This window comes from Actinoplanes sp. NPDC051494, assembly GCF_044454705.1.
Classification (GTDB): domain Bacteria; phylum Actinomycetota; class Actinomycetes; order Mycobacteriales; family Micromonosporaceae; genus Actinoplanes.
On the sequence record NZ_JBITDZ010000005.1, the window covers coordinates 84101 to 100005 of the forward strand.

Annotated in this window: 17 protein-coding genes; 6 read left to right on the plus strand and 11 right to left on the minus strand. The window is 74.2% G+C overall.

Features of this window, described 5'->3' with window-relative positions; all coding sequences use genetic code 11:
• Position 1: 1 nt before the first annotated feature.
• From ACIA6A_RS19505 to ACIA6A_RS19520, 4 genes are read right to left on the minus strand one after another with little or no spacing between them, the layout of a single operon-like run.
• Positions 2–724 (minus strand): GntR family transcriptional regulator, encoded by a 723-nt coding sequence (locus ACIA6A_RS19505; protein ID WP_396099105.1) that lies wholly within the window; start codon positions 722–724, stop codon positions 2–4.
• Entirely contained in the window at positions 711–1529 is an 819-nt protein-coding gene (trpA, locus tag ACIA6A_RS19510) for a tryptophan synthase subunit alpha (protein ID WP_396099106.1), read from the minus strand. The genes ACIA6A_RS19505 and trpA overlap by 14 nt, the downstream gene beginning before the upstream one ends.
• The gene (gene trpB, locus ACIA6A_RS19515) at positions 1526–2719 is read right to left on the minus strand and encodes a tryptophan synthase subunit beta (RefSeq protein ID WP_396099107.1); all 1194 of its coding nucleotides are present in this window, start codon (positions 2717–2719) and stop codon (positions 1526–1528) included. The genes trpA and trpB overlap by 4 nt, the downstream gene beginning before the upstream one ends.
• Before the next feature lie 58 nt (positions 2720–2777).
• Positions 2778–3497 carry an SGNH/GDSL hydrolase family protein gene (locus tag ACIA6A_RS19520; RefSeq protein WP_396099108.1) on the minus strand — a complete coding sequence of 240 codons (720 nt, stop codon included), beginning with the start codon at positions 3495–3497 and terminating at the stop codon, positions 2778–2780.
• Positions 3498–3636: 139 nt separating this feature from the next.
• Between ACIA6A_RS19520 and ACIA6A_RS19525 the strand changes: the two genes are divergently transcribed.
• The gene (locus ACIA6A_RS19525) at positions 3637–4542 is read left to right on the plus strand and encodes a hypothetical protein (RefSeq protein ID WP_396099109.1); all 906 of its coding nucleotides are present in this window, start codon (positions 3637–3639) and stop codon (positions 4540–4542) included.
• 97 nt (positions 4543–4639) lie between these two features.
• Positions 4640–5032, plus strand: coding sequence for an SCO5389 family protein (locus ACIA6A_RS19530; protein WP_396099110.1), 393 nt, complete (start codon positions 4640–4642; stop codon positions 5030–5032).
• A 36-nt stretch (positions 5033–5068) separates the two neighbouring features.
• Here ACIA6A_RS19530 and ACIA6A_RS19535 read toward each other — a convergent pair whose 3' ends face one another.
• Positions 5069–5650, minus strand: coding sequence for a class I SAM-dependent methyltransferase (locus tag ACIA6A_RS19535; protein ID WP_396099111.1), 582 nt, complete (start codon positions 5648–5650; stop codon positions 5069–5071).
• Positions 5651–5789: 139 nt separating this feature from the next.
• Here ACIA6A_RS19535 and ACIA6A_RS19540 point away from each other — a divergent pair, with 139 nt between their 5' ends.
• Complete coding sequence (locus ACIA6A_RS19540; RefSeq protein WP_396099112.1) at positions 5790–6350, plus strand: TetR/AcrR family transcriptional regulator; 561 nt, start codon at positions 5790–5792, stop codon at positions 6348–6350.
• A 115-nt stretch (positions 6351–6465) separates the two neighbouring features.
• On the opposite strand, the gene ACIA6A_RS19545 is transcribed toward ACIA6A_RS19540, so the two are convergent.
• On the minus strand, positions 6466–7119 hold the full coding sequence (locus ACIA6A_RS19545; RefSeq protein ID WP_396099113.1) for a hypothetical protein: 654 nt from the start codon (positions 7117–7119) through the stop codon (positions 6466–6468).
• 158 nt (positions 7120–7277) lie between these two features.
• Between ACIA6A_RS19545 and ACIA6A_RS19550 the strand changes: the two genes are divergently transcribed.
• Positions 7278–7943: a response regulator transcription factor gene (locus ACIA6A_RS19550; RefSeq protein WP_396099114.1), complete on the plus strand. Its 666-nt coding sequence runs from the start codon at positions 7278–7280 to the stop codon at positions 7941–7943.
• Positions 7940–9316, plus strand: coding sequence for a sensor histidine kinase (locus ACIA6A_RS19555; protein ID WP_396099115.1), 1377 nt, complete (start codon positions 7940–7942; stop codon positions 9314–9316). Before ACIA6A_RS19550 ends, ACIA6A_RS19555 begins: the two co-directional genes overlap by 4 nt.
• Here the strand turns inward: ACIA6A_RS19555 and ACIA6A_RS19560 are convergent.
• From ACIA6A_RS19560 to ACIA6A_RS19575, 4 genes are read right to left on the minus strand one after another with little or no spacing between them, the layout of a single operon-like run.
• Positions 9249–10199 carry a DNA-3-methyladenine glycosylase family protein gene (locus ACIA6A_RS19560; RefSeq protein WP_396099116.1) on the minus strand — a complete coding sequence of 317 codons (951 nt, stop codon included), beginning with the start codon at positions 10197–10199 and terminating at the stop codon, positions 9249–9251. The genes ACIA6A_RS19555 and ACIA6A_RS19560 overlap by 68 nt on opposite strands.
• On the minus strand, positions 10184–11335 hold the full coding sequence (locus ACIA6A_RS19565; RefSeq protein WP_396099117.1) for a hypothetical protein: 1152 nt from the start codon (positions 11333–11335) through the stop codon (positions 10184–10186). The genes ACIA6A_RS19560 and ACIA6A_RS19565 overlap by 16 nt, the downstream gene beginning before the upstream one ends.
• Entirely contained in the window at positions 11332–12642 is a 1311-nt protein-coding gene (locus tag ACIA6A_RS19570; RefSeq protein ID WP_396099118.1) for an AAA family ATPase, read from the minus strand. The genes ACIA6A_RS19565 and ACIA6A_RS19570 overlap by 4 nt, the downstream gene beginning before the upstream one ends.
• Positions 12643–12683: 41 nt before the next feature.
• A complete protein-coding gene (locus ACIA6A_RS19575; protein ID WP_396099119.1) occupies positions 12684–13460 on the minus strand; it encodes an SDR family NAD(P)-dependent oxidoreductase in 777 nt (258 codons plus the stop codon).
• 101 nt (positions 13461–13561) lie between these two features.
• On the opposite strand from ACIA6A_RS19575, the gene ACIA6A_RS19580 reads away from it, so the two are divergent.
• Positions 13562–15007, plus strand: coding sequence for a diguanylate cyclase domain-containing protein (locus ACIA6A_RS19580; protein ID WP_396099120.1), 1446 nt, complete (start codon positions 13562–13564; stop codon positions 15005–15007).
• Here the strand turns inward: ACIA6A_RS19580 and ACIA6A_RS19585 are convergent.
• Entirely contained in the window at positions 15004–15888 is an 885-nt protein-coding gene (locus ACIA6A_RS19585) for an aminoglycoside phosphotransferase family protein (RefSeq protein ID WP_396099121.1), read from the minus strand. The genes ACIA6A_RS19580 and ACIA6A_RS19585 overlap by 4 nt on opposite strands.
• Positions 15889–15905: the final 17 nt, after the last annotated feature.

Below are 15905 nucleotides of genomic sequence, written 5' to 3' on the forward strand. Positions count from 1 at the left end.
GTCAGTGCTGATGGCGGCTCCACTGCATCGACATGCCGGTGGCGCCGCGTTCGGTGCGGATCTCCATCAGGGTGCCGAGGATCGTCGCGCGGTCCACCAGCACGGGGCGGTCGTCGAGGCCGAACGTGACCCGCTCGGACACGAAGACCGGGGTGCCCGGCGGCTGGCGCATCGTCGCGGCGGTCTCCTCGTCCAGCGTTCCCGGGCGCAGCACCTCCGAGGCCCGGTGGACCACGATGTCGTGGTCGGCCAGGATCGCGTACAACGACGCGTCGCTGTAGTCGAGCTCGGCCAGCGGCACCCCGGCGGGCTGCGGCACCCAGGACAGCTGGTGCACGGCCGGGCGCCCGGCCAGCAGGCGCAGGCGTTCCAGGCGCAGGACCCGCCGGGTCGCCGGGATGTCGAGCCGGGCCGCCGCCCACGCCGGGGGCCGGCGCAGCTCCTGGGCGACGATCAGGGTCGCGACGCTCTGGCCCTGGGCCCGCAGGTCCTCGGCCAGGCCGCGCAGCGAATCGAGCCGGTACATCAGCCGGGGCGAGGTCACGAACGTGCCCCGGCCCGGCTCCTGGGAGAGCAGGCCCTCGTCCTCGAGGCGCTGCAACGCCTGGCGCAGCGTCACCAGCGTCACCCCGTACCGGGAGCTCAGCTCCTTCTGCGGGGGCAGCATGGCGCCCGGGGCGAGCTCCCCGGCCCGGATCTTCGCGGTCAGGTCATCGGCGATCACCTGATATTTCGGCGTACGGCGTTGCAGTGGACACCCCCAGCTCGAGCGCGGCGCGCAGGGCCGCGACGTGGTGCCGGAGATCGGCGGGTGTGGCCCCGTCGAGCACCCTACGCATCAGCGCCGCGCCCACGACCACACCGTCCCCGGCGCGTCCCGCCGCGGCGGCCTGTTCCGGGGTGGACACCCCGAACCCGATCAGCACCGGCAACCGTTGCGGACCCCCCGGCGCGGGGGTGAGCAGCGTCTTGAGGCGGGCGGCCAGGTCGAGGGCGCCGGGGGCGAGCGTGGTGCGTTCACCGGTGACGCCCATGACGCTCACGGCGTACACGAATCCGCGGGACCGGCGGCAGATCTCCCGCAGGCGGTCGTCGGGGGTGGCGGGGGTGGCCAGCAGGGTCAGGTCGATGCCCGCGGCCCGGGTCGCGGCCTCGAGCGCGGCGGACTCCTCGAGGGGCAGGTCGGGGACGATCAGGCCGGAGACGCCGGCCCGGGTCATCCGGTCGACGGGGATGCGCAGCAGCAGGTTGGCGTATCCGAAGAGGATGATCGGCACGGTCAGCGCGGGGCGGGCCGCCTCGAGGTCGGTCAGGATCGCCTCGATCGTGGCGCCCCGCGACAGGGCCCGGTCGGCGGCCCGCTGGATCGTGGGGCCGTCCAGCATCGGGTCGGAGAACGGCAGCCCGACCTCGATGGCGTCCGCTCCCGCCTCCTGGAAGGCGAGCAGGTAGTCGGTCCAGTCGTCGGTCAGGGCACCCGTCATGTACGGCACCAGCAGCGGCCGGTCGGTGGGCAGGCGCAGGGTCATGACATCTCCTGGAGCTGGGCCATGTCCTTGTCCCCGCGACCGGAGAGCGTCAGCAGGACCGTGGAGCCGGCGGGCAGGTCGGGGGTGCCGGCCGCGCGCAGCACCCAGGCGACCGCGTGGGCCGATTCGAGGGCGCAGATGATCCCCTCGGTGCGGGCCAGGCGCCGGAGGGCCACCAGGACCTCGTCGTCGGTGACCGTGACGTAGCGGGCCCGGCCCGTCGTGCCGAGGTGGGCGTGTTCCGGGCCGACACCGGGGTAGTCCAGGCCGGCCGCGATCGAGTGGGCCTCGCCGATCTGGCCCTCGGCGTCCTGCAGGACCAGGGAGCGCGAGCCGTGCACCACACCCGGGGCGCCGTCGGTCATCGCCGCTCCCCCGGCCGCCTCGACGCCGATGAGCCGGGCGGTCGTGGCGGCGAAGCCCGCGAACGTGCCCGCCGCGTTCGATCCGCCGCCGACGCAGGCCACCACCACGTCGGGGACCGCGGTGGGGAGCTCGGCCGCGCACTGGCGGCGGGCCTCCTCGCCGATGACGCTCTGGAATTCCCGGACCATCCACGGGTACGGGTGCGGGCCCGCCACCGAGCCGAGGCAGAAGTGGGTGTCGTCGACGGCGGCCACCCACTGGCGCATGGCCTCGTTCGTGGCGTCCTTGAGGGTCCGGGTGCCGGTCGTCACCGGGACGACCTCGGCGCCGAGCAGCTCCATCCGGAACACGTTGAGCGCCTGGCGCTCGATGTCGCGTTCGCCCATGTAGATCGTGGCGCCGAGGCCGAACAGGGCGGCCGCGGTCGCCGTCGCCACGCCGTGCTGACCGGCCCCGGTCTCGGCGATCAGCCGGGTCTTGCCCATCCGGCGGGCCAGCAGGGCCTGGCCGAGCACATTGTTGATCTTGTGGGAGCCGGTGTGGGCGAGATCCTCGCGCTTGAGCAGCAGCGTGATGCCGAGCTCCGCGGAGAGGTTCCAGGCCGGGGTCAGCGCGGTGGGGCGGCCGGCGTGCACGGTCCGGAACAGGTCGAGCTGCCGGCGGAACCCGGGGTCCGCCCAGGCGTCGCGGAACGCCTCCTCGAGGGCGGCGCAGGCCGGGATCAGGGACTCCGGGACGAACCGTCCGCCGTACGCACCGAACCGGCCGCCGGTCGCCGGTTCGGGCATGGCGCGCGGGACGAGCCGCGGGGTGGTCAGGGTCATGACGACCTCCAAAGTTATAGAACTCTTGCCGCATCATGTCATAACTGCGGCGATAGTTCTATAACTCTTGGAGGGCGGCGAACCAGGTCCGGGCCATCCGCCGGTAACCGCGGTCGGCGGGATGCAGCTTGTCGGCCAGGTCCCGGCCCCGCACCGCACGCTGGTCGACGAGGTGGAAGTTCGGGCCGGCCGCCGCGACGATCGCCGGGACCTGGGCGTTGTACGCGTCCGCGCGCCGCTGCCGCACCGCCCCGTCGCCGAGGTCGCGGTTGCCGATGATCTGCGCGACGAACACCTGCGCGCCCGGGCGGTCCCGGGCGATCCGGGCCAGGATCCGGGTCAGCACCTGCGGCGCGAGCTGGGCGTCCTGGTCGTCGCGCAGGTCGTTGGTGCCGGCGTGCAGCAGGATCACGTCCGGGCGCGAGCGGGCGAGCCAGCCGTCGAGCCGGCGCGCGAGCTGGGTCATCGTCCAGCCGGAGTGCCCCTCGTGGTCGGGGTCGGGGCCGTCGCCGGACTCCTGCGAACCCACCATGTCGACCCGCCAGCCGGCCCGGGTCAGCAGGCGCAGCAGGTCCGTACGGTATCCGCTCTCGTCGCTGGACCTCGCCCCGGCCGTGATCGAGTCCCCCAGCGGCATGATCCGCACCATGGGAGCCTTCGTCGCCGGGGGCGGCGTGGTCACCGGGACCGGCTGCGGCGCCGTGCCCAGGGGAGCGGCCGGCGGCGGGGCGGCCGAACACGACGCCACCAGCAGAGCGGTCGCCACCGCTGTCGTCACTCGCCCGCTCAACCGCATCATCAGCCTCCACAGAACCGTTCGGCCGGCGCGGCGTGGAACTGACCCCGATTCACGTTTTCCCGCCGGCCGGTGGGGAACAAATCGATGCGGAACACTGCCTGTCGGCGATAATGGTGGGGTGCAGGCACTCGAGATCGCGTGCGACGAATCCGGGTACGAAGGCGAACGGCTGATCGACACCACCACCGACGTGTTCGCGCACGCCGGGGTGCGGCTACCCGTCGGGGTCGCCGCCGACTGCCTGGCCGAGCTGCGGGAGCGCATCCGCTCCCCGGCCACCGAGTACAAGGCCAACCACCTGCTGCGCGAGAAGCACCGGCCGGTCCTGGTCTGGCTGCTCGGGCCGTCCAGCCCGCTGTTCCGCAGCGCGCACGTGTTCCTGATCGACAAGGTCTACTTCGTGCTCGGCAAGCTCACCGACCTGCTGCTGAGCGAGCCGGTGGAGACCGGGCTCGCCCCCGACGGCCGGGCCCGGGCGGTCACCGAGGCGCTCTACAGCGACGGGACGAGCCACGACTTCCTGGTCGCGGCGAACAATCTGCTGCGCGGCCGGGACCGGCAGGACGTGGCGGGGCCGGTCGAGGCGTTCTTCCGGATCGCGGGCGGGCTCGCCGGCCGGGAGCGGGCCGAGGCGTTCCGCGGGCGGCTGCGCGAGGATCCGGGGCTGTCGTTGCTGGATCCACTGATCCCCGCGCTGATGCGGGCGGTGGCGCGCTGGGGCCGCGACGGCACGCCGGTGACGATCGTCCACGACCGGCAGACGATGCTGCCGCCGGAGCGGGTGGCCCGGCTCCAGCTCCAGCTGCGCCGCGACCACCTGCACCTCGCCCGGGTCGAGCTGGCCGCGGCCGAGGCCGAGCCGCGGGTCCAGCTCGCCGACATTCTCGCCGGCACGGTTCGCAAGATCACCCAGGACGAGCTGCACGGGTACGGCGACAGCGAGCTCATGACGCTCGCCCGGCCCTACCTGGATCCCTGGTCGATCTGGGGCGACCGCCGCAGCTGGGCCCTCATGCGCTCGTGAACCCGCGGCCCGGCGTGGCGTGCTTGCAACTGAAAATCGTTTCCAACAAGATGGTTCCGCCGCCACCCGGCGGTGTCTTCTCCGGAAAGGAACCCGTATGTCTCTCACCGTGTCCCCCGATCTGCTCGCCGTCGCCGAGCGCGGCGAGGTCTCCGACGCGGACTTCGTCGACTGCGTGCGCACCTCCCTGCCCTACGCGTGGGACGTGGTCAGCGGCGTGATGGCCGACCTCGCCCGCGACGGCGGTGACTTCGCCGACCACGAGATCCCGCCGCCGTCCGACGCCGAACGCGGCCAGCTGCTGCGGGCCCTCGCCAGCGACGCGATCCGGGGCGGGCTCGAACGGCACTTCGGCGCCCGGCTCGCGTTCCAGAACTGCCACCGGGTCGCGGCGTTCCGCTGCGACGCGGTCGGCGGCGACCGGCACCGGGCGTTCGTCTCGCCGCGCGGCCAGCTGCTGAACCAGTCCCCGGAACTGCGCAACTGCTGACGCCACCGCCGCCGCCCGATCAGAATCGCCGCCCGATCAGAACCCGGGGATCGGGCGGCGGCAGTGGTAGACCAGCGCGGGCGGCAGGTTCGACCACACCGTACGGCCGAGGACGACCTCCTCGAAGCGCGCCTGCAGCGCCCGGTGGAAGCGCCGGGCGGGGGCGGTCCAGCGCGCGTGCACGTAGGCGAACGTGGTGAAGGCCCCCTCCGCGGTGAGCGCGCCGACCGCCGCGGCGAGCAGGTCCCGCTGGTGGCCGGGGGTGAACGCGGCCCAGGGCAGGCCGCTGACGATGACGTCGGCACCCCCGAGGCCGCGGTCGGTGATCATCTCCCGGACCCGGACCGCGTCGCCGGTGACCACCTCGACGTGCGGGTGACGCACCGCCAGCCGGGCCGCGAACCGCTCGTTGACCTCGACCGCGACGTGCCGGCCGCGACCGGCGAGCCGGCGCTGGATGGCCGCGGTGAAGGATCCGGTGCCGGCCCCCAGCTCGACGACCACCGGGTCCCCGGTGCGCGGGATCGGCGCGGTGACCACCTCGGACAGCGTCGGGCCGCTCGGCGCGACCGCCCCGACGGTCAGCGGGCTGCGCATGAATTCCAGGACGAACGACATCGGGCCGCCTTACTCGCGACGCCCGCCATCGCGGGCGCACCCAGCGGTTGGCACGCCCGGCGCAGCGGGGTTAGATTAAGTGGAGGATTCCTCCGCACACGATATGGAAGAATCCTCCACTTAGCAAGGGGGTGGCCCGATGCGGGCCGACGCACTGCGCAAGCGCGAGGCGGTGCTCGCCGCCGCGCTCGAGGTCTTCGCCGACAAGGGCGTCGACGTGGCCCTCGACGAGATCGCGCGCCGGGCCGGCGTGGGCATCGCCACCGTCTACCGGCACTTCCCCACCCGGGAGGCGCTGATCGCCGGCGCCTACGTGAAGGACATCGAGACGTTCTGCGAGAGCGCGGCGGGCCTGCTCGACGAGATGCCGGCCGACCAGGCCATCGAGACGTGGCTGCGGCGCTTCATCGGCCTCGCGGTGGGCCGGGCAGGCATGGCGATGGCCCTCAAGTCGGTCGTCGCCGCCACCGACCCGACCGCGCTGCGCACCGGTCACGACCGGATGTTCGCGGCGCTGGACGAGCTGATGGCGGCGGCGAGACGCGACGGACTCATCCAGCCGGAAGCCACCTCGGAGGACCTCGCCGCGGCCCTGAGCGGCATCAGCCTCGCCCACGACGAGCCCGGCACCGAGGAACGCGCCTACCGGATCATCACCCTGACGGTCAACGGCCTGCGCTACGGCTCGCCACGGCCGTGACCCAGCCCGGCATCAGGCGCGGGACCGGGACACAGGCGTGGGTCGGCTATCAGCCGCTGGCCGGGGATCAGCCGCCGGCCCGGAATCAGGTGCCGGCCCGGGGATCAGCCACTGGTCAGGACGTCGCCGATGGCGAGGGCGCGGCGCTGGCCGAGGGATCCGGGGCGGCCTCGCCACGGCCCGCACCGCCGCGCGGACCGTGGCCATCCTTGCCGGGGCCGCCATCGGGCCGGGCACCCTCGGGCTGAGCACCATCAGGTAGCGCGCCCTCAGGCTGAGCAGCATCAGGCCGGGCAGCATCGGGCCGGGCAGCGTTCGGGCGGCCACCCTCGGGGCGTTGCGGGGCGACGACGACCGAGGTGGCGTCGAGGGACACGCCGTCGGCGTTGACGGTGCCCTCGGCGTGCACGCGGACGCCGGTGGTGACGCCCTCCGGGACGGTCGCGACATTGATCCGGCGGGTGAACCCGTCCCGGTCCTTGATGTCGACGTGCCCGCCGGCGATCGCGGTCACCGTGCCGTCCAGGTGCGGCCGGTGGGTCCGCTGCCCGTCGGGGGCGGTCGACGAGGACGGCTGTGCGGAGGGGGCCGCGGCGGAGGAGGTCGAGGCGGAAGGGGCAGCGGCGGAAGGGGCAGCGGCGGAGGGGGCCGCGGCGGACGCGCTGGTCGCGTACGCCAGGCCGGTGATGCCGAGCGCGAGGCCACCGCCGGCCGCGACGGCGACGGTGACACGGCGGATCCGGCTGGTCCGGGGATCGGTCGGGGTCAAGGGAGCACTCCTCGGTCGGGGGGGGGGCCACGGGACCGCGGCGCCTGGGGACCAGGCTCACCCGCGCACCTGAGGCGCACCTGAAGACCCGCGTTCTCTTCAGGTGCTCTTCAGCCGGTACAGGGCACCCGCACAGCACCGGCGGTGACACTCGGCGGATGGTCGCGAGGGTGCTGGTGGTCGAGGACGAGGACGCGATCCGGGACCCGCTGTCCGCGGCGCTGCGGGCCGCCGGGCACGAGGTCCGCGGGTGCGCCGACGGGACCGGGTTCGAGGCGGTCGTCGACGCGTTCCGGCCCGACGTGGCGCTGCTCGACGTGCACCTGCCGGGCGGGCGGGACGGGTTCGCGCTGGCCCGGGCCCTGGGCATGCGCAGCGACTGCGCGGTGCTGATGGTTACCGCCCGCGACGCGGTCGCCGACCGGCTCACCGGGTTCGCCGCCGGGGCCGACGACTACGTGGTCAAACCGTTCGCCACCGTGGAGGTGCTAGCCCGGGTCGCGGCGATCCTGCGCCGGCTGGGCCGGATCCCGGCGACCGTGCAGGTCGGCGACCTGGTGGTGGACGAGGACGCCCGGGTCGCCGTACGTGCCGGGAGCACGCTCGACCTGACCGCGACCGAGTTCAAGCTGCTGGTCTACCTGAGCCTGCACCGCGGCCGGGTACTGTCCAAGACGCAGCTGCTCACCCAGGTCTGGGGCTACGACGAGTACGACCCGAACCTGGTCGAGGTGCACGTCAGCGCGTTGCGCCGCAAGATCGAGCAGCACGGTCCCCGGCTGATCCACACCGCCCGGGGGCTGGGGTACGTGTTGCGGCCGTGAGCGGGCCGGCGTCGCTGCGCGGGCGGGTCACCCTGGCGGTCATGGCACTGCTCGCGGTGGTGCTGGTGCTGCTGTTCGTGGCGGTCGACCTGGCGCTGTCGGCCCGGTTGCACGCGGACGCGCGGACCCGGCTGACCGACCGGGCCGCCCTCGCCGGGGAGTTGCAGGGTGACCTGGACGCCCAGCACCTCGCCGACCGGCTGCGGGGCGACGGCGTGGTGGTCCGGTTGTGCGGCCCGGCAACCACGGCCTGCGTGACCGCGGCCGCCGGCCCCGCTCCCCCGGCCCGCGGGGGACCGGCCGGCACAGAACCGGGCCGGACAGGGCCGGTGCGGCGGGCGGGCAAGGCCGCGGACCTGCCGGTCGAGACCGCCGGCAGTGTGCTGATCGTCCGCGCGGAGCTGCGCGGGGGCGAGACGCTGACGCTGAGCCTGGACACCACCCAGATCACCGAGGCGCTGCACCGGCTCATCGTGTTCGAGACCGTCGGTGGGCTGCTGGCGCTGGGGCTGGCCGGGGCGGCGGCGGCCCGGATCTCCGGGCGGGCGCTGCGCCCGCTGGAGGACATGACCGCCCTGGCCCGGCAGATCGCCGCCGGGGACCGGGGACAACGGCTCGGCAGCCCGGACCGGGACTCCGAGCTGGGCCGCACCGCCGCCGCGTTCGACGCGATGCTCGACGAGCTGGAGGCGGCGGAGACCCGGATGCGCTCGTTCCTCAGCGACGCGTCGCACGAACTGCGCACCCCGCTGGCCGGCATGCAGGCCAACGCGGAGCTGCTGCTGCGCGAGAACCCCGGGCGCGCCGAGCGGGAACGGGTCGCGGTCGCGCTGGTCCGCGAATCCCGGCGGGCCGCCCGGCTGGTCGACGACCTGCTCACCATGGCCCGGCTCGGCCAGGGCATGCCGCTGCTCCCGGAACGGGTGGACCTGCCCGCGCTGGCCGGGGCGGAGGTCGCCCGGGCGAGCACCCTGTCCCCCGCGCTCACCGTCGTCGCCGACGTGCCCGGCCACGGCTGCGAGGTGGACGGTGACCCGGTGCGGCTGGGCCAGATCATCACCAACCTGCTCGACAACGCGCGGCACGCGACGCCGGCGGGCGGCACGATCACCGTCCGCGTACGGCGCCACGACGACCGGATCCACCTGGAGGTACGCGACACCGGGCCGGGGGTCGCGCCGGGCGACCGTACGGTCATCTTCGAACGGTTCGGCCGCGGTGACGCCTCGCGGTCCCGGCACACCGGCGGGGCCGGGCTGGGGTTGCCGATCGCGAGCGGCCTGGCCCGGGCACACGGCGGCAGCCTCACCCACCTCGACGACGGCGGGCCGGGGGCGTGTTTCCGGCTGGACCTGCCGGCGGCAGGAAGTTGACCGCGTGCGTGCCGCTGCCCCACAGATAGAGCACCGCGTACGCCCGCCAGGGCCGCCACACCTCGGCCCGCCGGGTCAGCGCGCCCGGGGTGGCGGGCAGGCCCAGCGTCCCGGCGGCCACCCGGACGCCCAGGTCACCGGGCAGGAAAGCGTCGGGGTCGCCGAACGCGCGCATGGCCACGGTCTCGATCGTCCACGGCCCGATCCCGGGCAGGGCCGCCAGCCGGGCCCGGGCGGTGTCCCGGTCGGCGTGCCGGTCGAGGTCCACGTCGCCGTCGGCCAGGGCGCGGGCGAGGGTGCGGAACGTGGCCCGGCGGGCGTGCGGCAGGGCGAGGCTGTCCGGGTCGACGTCCGCGAGGCGGCCGGCGACCGGGAACAGGTGGGTGAGACCGCCCCCGGGGTCGGCGACCGGGGTGCCGTGCGACGCGACGAGGCGGCCGGCGTGGGTGCGTGCCGCCGCGGTGCTGATCTGCTGGCCGAGCACCGTGCGCAGGGCCAGCTCGGCACCGTCGGGGCAGCGGGGCATGCGCCGGCCCGGGGCGGCCGCGAGCAGCGGGGCCAGGACCGGGTCGGCGCCCAGCGTGGCGGCGATCGGCGCGGGATCGGTGTCGAGGTCGAGCAGCCACCGGCAGAGCGCGACGGCCTCGTCACGGTCGGCCGGGTCGGTGAGCCACAACCGGCACCCGACGTGCCCGGCGTGCGGGGTCAGCGCCACCACCGCCGGGCCGCCCCGCAGCCGCAGCGTGCGCCGGTAGGCACCGCCACGCCACTCCTCGACGCCCGGCACGGCGGTGGCGGCCAGGTGCCCGAACAGGCTGTCCGGCAGGAACGGGCGCCGCAACGTCAGGCGCAGCTCGACCGGCGGGGTCACTTCCCGGTCCACACCGCACGCAGCTCGCGGCGGGTGTCGGCCCACCACTGCCGCAGCTCGGCGGTCCACTCGCGCAGCTCGCGGCGCAGATCCCGGAACGCCTCCAGGTAGCCTGGGTCGTCCATCCGCGCGCCGACCATCTCCGCCAGGCCCAGGAGCCAGAGCACCGGCGCACCCGCGAGCGCGATCAGTGGCAGCCACCAGGCGCCCGTGACCGCGTACCCGAGGAGCAGGGTGACGATGACGCCCACCACGACCACCGCGGCGCGGGTGGCGCGGCGCAGCACCCACGGGACCAGCCGCAGGCAGCGCCACGGCACCCGGCCGGCGGGGACGAGCACGCGCAGCCCGAAACCCAGCACCACCACGGCGAACAGCACCGCGAGGACCCGGCCCGGCAGGAGCACGACCGGCCAGCGCCGTGCGGCGAGGGCGGCGAGGGCGGCGAGCACGACGAGCAGCGTGGCCGGGCCCAGCCAGCGGCGCAGGGCGGCCAGCAGGCTGCGGATCGGCCACGTCATCGACAGCACGTCGGCCCGCGCGGGATTGTCACGGGCCATGTCCCGCAAGGTGCGCAGGGACCGGCGCACCCGCAACCGTTCGGCGTCGAGCATCGCGATCAGCCACCGGCCGTACGGATCGGTGGGGTCGAGCTCGAGCGCCTCCCGCGCGACCCGCTCCGCCTCGTCGCGGTGACCGGCGTCGCGTTCCACATCGGCGAGGGTGAGCAGGCCCGGCACCGACCGGGGGTCCAGCGACAGGCCGTACCCGGCCGCGGCGCGGGCCTCGTCGAAGCGGCGGCCGGCGGCCAGCGCCCGGGCCAGCACGAAATGGTTGTCCGGGTGGTACGGGTCCAGCCGGACCGCTTCCCGGGCGGCCTCGCCCGCGTCGGCGTCCCGCAGCAGGGCCAGCAGCGTCTCGGCCCGCTCGGCGTGCGCGTCGGACCGGCCCGGGTCCGCGGCGACCGCGGCGTCACCGGCCCGCAGCGATCCGGGATAGTCACGCCGGCGCCGCAGCACGAACGTGAGCAGGACGAGCAGCTCCGGCTCGTCCGGCGCCGCCGCCAGCGCCGCGCGCAGCCGCGCCTCGGCATCGGCGTCCCGCCCGGCGCCGATCAGCACCCGGGCCTGCCGGGACGCCTCGCTCACAGCAGTTTGCGCTTCTTCAGGTACGCGGCGAGGTCGTCGTACTCCCCGCTGTCGTTGCCGAACAGCGCGACCGAGCGGGCCGTGGCGAACCAGGCGTCGGTGGACGGCCGGATCTCCCGGACCGCGTCGGTCATGTCCTGCTGGGAGATCATCCGGACCTCGCCGGTGGTGATGGCGTCGCGCATCGCGTACTCCGCGGCGGTCTCGCAGACGTGTGCGAGGTCGGCACCGGAGAAGTGGTCGGTGGCCGCGGCCAGCTTCGCCAGCTTGATCCCGGCCACCGGCCGGTCGCGCAGGTGATACTCCAGGATCGCGGCCCGAGCCGGCTCGTCCGGCGGCAGCACCAGCAGGGTCCGGTCCAGCCGGCCGGGTCGGCGCAGCGCCGGGTCGATGTCCCACGGCGCGTTCGTGGCGGCCAGGACGAAGACGCCGTCGTTGTTGGCGTCGACGCCGTCGAGCTCGGTCAGGAGCTGGTTCACGAGCGTCCGCATCGCCGAGGAGCCCAGCTGGGAGCGCTTGTGGCCGAGCGCGTCGATCTCGTCGAGGAACAGCACGCAGGGGGCGTGCCCGCGCGCCGCGGTGAACAGGTCGTGCAGGTTGCGTTCGGAGCTGCCCATCCACATGGTGAGCACGTCGGTGATCGACAGCGAGATGAACGCGGCGCCCATCTCGCCGGCGACGGCCCGGGCCAGGAACGTCTTGCCGCAGCCGGGCGGGCCGTACAGCAGCATGCCGCCGCGCAGGCTCTTGCCGAACAGGCGGCGCAGCTCCGGGTTGCGCAGCGGGCCGAGGAATGCCATCTCCAGGCGCTTCTTGACCTCCTGCATGCCGCCGACATCAGCGAGGGTGACGGTGGTGCGCTCGACGTCGAACGCCCGGTCCCGGTCACCGCGCACCGGCTCGGCGGCGTCCTCGTCGCGGGCGAACCGCGGCGGCACGACGCCGTCGAACTCCCCCTCGAGCGCGTCCCAGTCCACGCCGCCCCGATCCCGATCCCGATCACGGGAGAACGAACGTTCTTTCTCGGAGGCGGAAGGGGTCGCGGCAGGATCGGTGGGCGGCCCGGAGACAGCCGGGGCAGCGGCGGGAGGCGGAGCGGCGGGAGGCGGAGCGGTCAGGGCCGCGGACATGAGTTGCTGGGTCGCGGGGTCGGTGGGGTCGTGGGCGAGCAGCTGGGCGGCGTGAGCGACCGCCTCGGCCCGGCGGCCGGCGGCGATCAGGAGCTCGGCCAGGTGCCGGCGCAGCGGCAGGTCGTCCGGCCGGGCGCCGACCGCCGCGGTGAGGCTGTCGATCAGGGCGTCGCTCATGACTAGCGATTATGCCCGGACCGTCCGACAAGAAAATCGGGTCACGGCAGGATCGCGTCGACGTAGCCGCCGTCGACGCGCAGCGCGCCGCCGGTCGTGGCCGACGCGAGCGGGGAGCTGAGGTAGACGACCATGTTGGCGATCTCCTCGGGTTCGATGAGGCGTTGCAGCAGCGACTGCGGCCGGTGCACGCGCATGAACTCGCGCTGGGCCTCGTCCCAGGGCAGGCTCTTGTCGACGAGCTGATAGACGAAGTCCTCGACGCCGCCGGTGTGGGTGGGGCCGGCGATGACGCTGTTGACCGTGACACCGCTGCCGGCCGCCTCCTTGGCGAACCCGCGGCTCACCGCGAGCAGGGCGGTCTTCGTCATCCCGTAATGGATCATCTCGGCCGGGACGGCGATGGCGGAGTCGCTGGCCAGGTACTGGACGCGGCCCCAGCCACGCTCGCGCATGCCCGGCAGGTAGGCCCGGGTGAGCCGGATCGCCGAGAGCACGTTGACCTCGAAGTAGTGCCGCCACTGCGCGTCGGTGATCTCGAGAGCCGGCGTGGGGCCGAAGATGCCGAGGTTGTTGACGAGGATGTCGGCCTCGGGGACGGCTTGCAGCACTGCCTGCGTACCGTCATCGGTGGAAAGGTCTCCCGGGGCCGCGACCGCGCCGGTGAGCCCGGCCACCACCTCGGCGACCTTCGCCGCGTCGCGGCCGTTGACGGCGACGCGGGCGCCCGCCGCGCTCAGCCCGGCCGCGATGGCCCTCCCGATGCCCTGGGTCGATCCGGACACCAACGCCGTCTTACCACTGAGGTCGAGTCGCATGGACCCTAGTTTTCCCGTCCGGTTCCTTTGATGCGCGCGGTGGTGGCCGATTGAGATGGCTACCACCAGAGACCTGCGGCGCACGGGGAGACGACGAGTAGATGCACACCATCTCGGCCGGCGTGACGCGGTTCGCCCGCCACGGACTGGAACCCCTGCTGGTACTGGTCGTGGTCCTGATTCTGCGGGGCCTCGGGGTGGGCGGTGAGGCCCCGCTCTGGACGTTCGTCGTGACGCTGGGGCTCGGTGCCGTGCTGCAACAGCCCCGGGTCCAGGACGCGCTGGCCGGCGGGCGGGACCGGCTCGGACCGGCCGTGGTCCTGCAGATGATCGTCGCCACCGCGACGATGTACCTGCTGGGCTGGGGTGCGCTGCTCGCCGTGGCGCACGTGCACATCCTGGCGGTGCACATGCGCCGGGGCGGTGCGCGTACCTGGAAGCCGGCCGCACTGGCCAGTGCCGGGTCGATCCTGGCCGGGCAGCTCGCGGTCGCCGCCGGTCTCGTGCACAGCTACCTGGACGTCACCCAGTCGCACGCCCTGGCCGCGCTGGTCGTCATCGGCACGGTGACCACCGCCCGGGCGCTGAGTGCGTTCGTCACCCAGCGCGAGGAGGCCGAGCAGGACGCCCGGCTCAGCGAGGACCGGTTGCGGGCCCTGGTGCGCGACGGTTCCGAGGTCATCACCATGAGTGACGCCGAGGGCAACGTGTCGTGGGTGAGCCCGGCCGCCCAGCCGGTCATGGGGTACAAGCCGGACGAGCTGCGCGGCAAGGTGCTGCGCGGGCTTTTCCACCCGGAGGACGAGATCGCTTCCATGGAGCTGTTCAACCGGCTGCTGGCGACCGACAGCACCGTCGAGCACTCGGCGGAGCTGCGGGTCCGGCACGCGGACGGCACCTGGCACTGGCACGAGATCATCTCCCGCAACATGCTGGCGCACCCCGCGGTGCACGCGATCGTCAGCCATCAGCGCGACATCACCGAGCGGCGGGCGGTGCAGGACCGGATCGCGTACGCGGCGTCGCACGACAGTCTCACCGGCCTCGCCAACGGGCCGACGCTCAAGCGCGACCTGGAGCGGGCCCTGGCGCAGGGCACCCGGTACCAGCACCCGGTGGCGATGCTCTTCTGCGACCTGGACGGGTTCAAGGCGGTCAACGACACGTACGGCCATGACGTCGGCGACCGGCTGCTGCAGACCATCAGCACGGTCATCAAGCGCACGACCCGCGACACCGACTCGGCGGGCCGGCTCGGTGGCGACGAGTTCGGTGTGGTGCTGACCCGGGTCCGCAACGCCGAGGAGGCACTGAACGTGGCGCAGCGGCTCATCGACGGCATCACCGGCAACGCGTCGGTGGCCGGGCTGAAGCTGGACGTGGGCTGCAGCGTCGGCGTGGCGATCTCGTACCCGGGCGGCTCGGACTCCAAGGCCCTGATGCGCCACGCGGACGCCGCGATGTACCGCTCGAAGCGCCGCGGCCGCAACGGTGCCACGGTGTACGTCGAGGAAGAGGTCGAGGCCCCCTGGATGGACGTCAGCTAGGAGCGCAGTGCCAGGGCCACCCGCAGGGCCCGGCCAGGGGTGGACGGGCCGCTGTCGGCGTCCCAGACCTCGGAGAGCACCGCGAGCACGAAGCCCCAGGCCCGTGCCAGGTCGAGGCTGAGGCCGAGACCGTCGGCGAGTTGTTCGACCCGGCGCGGGAGCAGGGCCAGGGTCGGTTCGTCGCCGGTCAGCGGGTTGCAGAGGATCGGCGCGAGCTCGGCGCCGGGCGGTCCGGCGACGCCGTGCGGGTCGATGGCCAGCCAGGGCTCCCGGGTGCCGGCGAGCACGTTCTCGTGGTGCAGATCGCCGTGCAGCAGCACCCGGCCACCGTCCTGGCAGAGCTCGGCGAACAGCCCGGCGGCCCGGACGACGAGCTCGCGGGGCAGCGGGTCGTCGCCCGGATACCGTTCGAGGTGGGCGGCGAAGTCCGCGCTCCGGCCGGCGATGTCCTCGACGCCGGGCACCACGGGGCGGTGCAGCCGGCGGATGATGTCGACGAGCACCGCGGTGGCCTGTTCGTCGTGGTCGCGGACCAGGGCCCGCAGGGTGGTGCCCGGCTCGGCGCGTTCCAGCAGCAGGGCCCCGCGCACCCGATCACGGGCGAGCAGGCGCACGGCGCCCTCCCCGGCGAATCCGGTCAGGGCGGCGGCCTCGGTGGCCAGGTGCGGGGAGCCGGGTACGCCCACCTTGAGCACCGCCGCGGACCCGTCGGCCCGGCGCACGGGCGCCACCCAGTTGAACGTCAGCGGGAACGGCTCGCCGACGGTCAGCTCCCAGTCGCCCGCGACCGCGGCCACGGTCCGCGGCAGCGTATCCAGCCAGCGGCGCCCCGCCTCGCCCCAGTTGCCGACCACATTGGCGACGAACACGTCCGGCAGCATCGCCCGAGGGTAGCGAA

What these genes read in the sequence shown, in the direction of transcription:
- trpA (WP_396099106.1), bottom strand. Translation starts at nt 1,529, where the DNA reads ATGACCCTGCGCCTGCCCACCGACCGGCCGCTGCTGGTGCCGTACATG.
- trpB (WP_396099107.1), bottom strand. Translation starts at nt 2,719, where the DNA reads ATGACCCTGACCACCCCGCGGCTCGTCCCGCGCGCCATGCCCGAACCG.
- ACIA6A_RS19530 (WP_396099110.1), top strand. Translation starts at nt 4,640, where the DNA reads ATGTCTCTCACCGTGTCCCCCGATCTGCTCGCCGTCGCCGAGCGCGGC.
- ACIA6A_RS19535 (WP_396099111.1), bottom strand. Translation starts at nt 5,650, where the DNA reads ATGTCGTTCGTCCTGGAATTCATGCGCAGCCCGCTGACCGTCGGGGCG.
- ACIA6A_RS19540 (WP_396099112.1), top strand. Translation starts at nt 5,790, where the DNA reads ATGCGGGCCGACGCACTGCGCAAGCGCGAGGCGGTGCTCGCCGCCGCG.
- ACIA6A_RS19550 (WP_396099114.1), top strand. Translation starts at nt 7,278, where the DNA reads ATGGTCGCGAGGGTGCTGGTGGTCGAGGACGAGGACGCGATCCGGGAC.
- ACIA6A_RS19570 (WP_396099118.1), bottom strand. Translation starts at nt 12,642, where the DNA reads ATGAGCGACGCCCTGATCGACAGCCTCACCGCGGCGGTCGGCGCCCGG.
- ACIA6A_RS19575 (WP_396099119.1), bottom strand. Translation starts at nt 13,460, where the DNA reads ATGCGACTCGACCTCAGTGGTAAGACGGCGTTGGTGTCCGGATCGACC.
- ACIA6A_RS19580 (WP_396099120.1), top strand. Translation starts at nt 13,562, where the DNA reads ATGCACACCATCTCGGCCGGCGTGACGCGGTTCGCCCGCCACGGACTG.
- ACIA6A_RS19585 (WP_396099121.1), bottom strand. Translation starts at nt 15,888, where the DNA reads ATGCTGCCGGACGTGTTCGTCGCCAATGTGGTCGGCAACTGGGGCGAG.